Consider the following 3,178-nt stretch of genomic DNA (forward strand, 5'->3'; position numbering starts at 1 on the left):
AAAGAAAGGCGATGACATACTCTCCCACAAGATGCAGTACCATCTGCGCAGGCGGGCTTAACTTCTCTGTTCGGGATGGGAAGAGGTGAGCCCCGCCGCAATAATCACCTTAAAATTTTAGTTTCAGGTTACATGTTTAATGTTTCAGGTTTTTCAACTATGAACAATAAACAAGGAACTTAAAACTGCAGCTTTGCTGCTAATATTTTAACATACTGAGATAAAGAAAATAAGTAGTATTTTAGAAAGTTCCACCCCCGCTTTTCAGCGGGGAGGGTGCGTACATAAGCTTACAGGTTATTAGTACTACTCGACTATGACATTACTGCCTTTACATCTATAGCCTATCAACGTGGTCATCTTCCACGACCTTTAAAAGAAATCTCATCTTGTGGTGGGTTTCGCGCTTATATGCTTTCAGCGCTTATCCCTTCCAAACGTAGCTACTCTGCGGTGCCCTTGGCAGGACAACAGATACACCAGAGGTTTGTCCGACTCGGTCCTCTCGTACTAGAATCAGATCCACTCAAATTTCTAACGCCCACAGTAGATAGAGACCGAACTGTCTCACGACGTTCTGAACCCAGCTCGCGTGCCACTTTAATGGGCGAACAGCCCAACCCTTGGGACCTTCTCCAGCCCCAGGATGTGACGAGCCGACATCGAGGTGCCAAACCCCCCCGTCGATATGAGCTCTTGGGGGAGATCAGCCTGTTATCCCCGGCGTACCTTTTATCCTTTGAGCGATGGCCCTTCCATACGGAACCACCGGATCACTATGCTCTACTTTCGTACCTGATCGACCTGTATGTCTCTCAGTCAAGCTCCCTTATGCCATTGCACTCTACGCACGGTTACCAAGCGTGCTGAGGGAACCTTTAGAAGCCTCCGTTACTCTTTTGGAGGCGACCACCCCAGTCAAACTACCCACCAAGCAATGTCCCCCTAAACAAGGGGTTAGGCCTCAGATAACCAAAGGGTGGTATTTCAACAATGACTCCACAAGTCCTGGCGAACCCATTTCACAGTCTCCCACCTATCCTACACATCAATTATCCAAGGTCAATACTAAGCTATAGTAAAGGTGCACAGGGTCTTTTCGTCCCACTGCGGGTAATCGGCATCTTCACCGATACTACAATTTCACCGAGCTCATGGCTGAGACAGTGTCCAGATCGTTACACCATTCGTGCAGGTCGGAACTTACCCGACAAGGAATTTCGCTACCTTAGGACCGTTATAGTTACGGCCGCCGTTTACTGGGGCTTCAATTCAATGCTTCTGGTTGCCCATAACATCTCCTCTTAACCTTCCAGCACCGGGCAGGTGTCAGGCCCTATACTTCATCTTACGATTTTGCAGAGCCCTGTGTTTTTGATAAACAGTCGCCTGGACCTTTTCACTGCGGCCAGCTTGCGCTGGCGACCTTTCTCCCGAAGTTACAGGTCTATTTTGCCTAATTCCTTAGCCATGAATCTCTCGAGCACCTTAGGATTCTCTCCTCGACTACCTGTGTCGGTTTACGGTACGGGTTCTTATAACCTAAGTTTAGGGGGTTTTCTTGGAAGCCCTTAGGCACACTATCACTTTGCCCGAAGGCTCCGTGTACTATCGTATTTCACCAAAATCTGCGGATTTGCCTACAGACTCTATAGTTACGTACTTTAACGAACTATTCCGTCAGTTCGCGGTGCTTTCATCACTCCGTCGCCCCATCACAGTTATAAGAAGTACGGGAATATTAACCCGTTGGCCATCGACTGTCCCTTTCGGGTTCGCCTTAGGTCCCGACTAACCCTCAGCTGATTAGCATAGCTGAGGAAACCTTAGTCTTTCGGTGTGCGGGTTTCTCGCCCGCATTATCGTTACTTATGCCTACATTTTCTTTTCTATCCGCTCCAGCATACCTCGCAGTACACCTTCGACGCTGAATAGAATGCTCCCCTACCACAGATGAATCTGTCCATAGCTTCGGTACTATACTTATGCCCGATTATTATCCATGCTCGTCCGCTCGACTAGTGAGCTGTTACGCACTCTTTAAATGAATGGCTGCTTCCAAGCCAACATCCTAGCTGTCGGGGCAGACAAACCTCGTTTTTTCAACTTAGTATAGATTTGGGGACCTTAGCTGATGGTCTGGGTTCTTTCCCTCTCGGACATGGACCTTAGCACCCATGCCCTCACTGCTGGTAAACATTTATTAGCATTCGGAGTTTGTCAGGAATTGGTAGGCGGTGAAGCCCCCGCATCCAATCAGTAGCTCTACCTCTAATAAACTATACCCAGCGCTGCACCTAAATGCATTTCGGGGAGTACGAGCTATTTCCGAGTTTGATTGGCCTTTCACCCCTACCCACAGGTCATCCGAAGACTTTTCAACGTCAACCGGTTCGGACCTCCACTATGTGTTACCACAGCTTCATCCTGCCCATGGGTAGATCACACGGTTTCGCGTCTACCATTACTGACTATAGCGCCCTATTCAGACTCGCTTTCGCTACGGATCCACACCTTAAGTGCTTATCCTTGCCAGCAACGGTAACTCGTAGGCTCATTATGCAAAAGGCACGCCGTCACCCAACTTGTGGGCTCCGACCGCTTGTAGGCGTATGGTTTCAGGATCTATTTCACTCCGTTATTCACGGTTCTTTTCACCTTTCCCTCACGGTACTGGTTCACTATCGGTCTCTCAGGAGTATTTAGCCTTACCGGATGGTCCCGGCAGATTCAGACAGGGTTTCACGTGCCCCGCCCTACTCAGGATACCACTATTCTTTACACTCATTACTTATACAGGGCTATCACCTTCTATGGCTCAACTTTCCAGATGATTCTAATTCTTTGTGCAAGAAATGTCGTGGTCCTACAACCCCATCTATGCCGTAACATAAATGGTTTGGGCTAATCCGCGTTCGCTCGCCACTACTTACGGAATCACTTTTGTTTTCTTCTCCTCCGCCTACTTAGATGTTTCAGTTCAGCGGGTTCGCCCTCCTATCGGAGTACTATGTCTTCAACATAGTGGGTTGCCCCATTCGGATATCTGCGGATCAATTCGTATGTGCCAATCCCCGCAGCTTTTCGCAGCTTATCACGTCCTTCTTCGCCTCTGAGAGCCACAGGCATCCCCCATACGCCCTTATTTTGCTTATTGTACTACATTTTTGTTCCAGGT

2 rRNA genes are annotated in these 3,178 nt (G+C 48.4%); both read right to left on the reverse strand.

The features are described from left to right. Positions 1–3: 3 nt before the first annotated feature. Positions 4–112: ribosomal RNA gene (rrf, locus tag GR160_RS19150) — 5S ribosomal RNA — on the reverse strand. Positions 113–280: 168 nt separating this feature from the next. Continuing rightward, positions 281–3,157 (reverse strand): 23S ribosomal RNA (locus GR160_RS19155). Positions 3,158–3,178 lie beyond the last annotated feature (21 nt).

Origin of the sequence: Flavobacterium sp. Sd200 (genome assembly GCF_009826935.1) — a bacterium.
In the GTDB taxonomy this organism is placed as follows: domain Bacteria; phylum Bacteroidota; class Bacteroidia; order Flavobacteriales; family Flavobacteriaceae; genus Flavobacterium.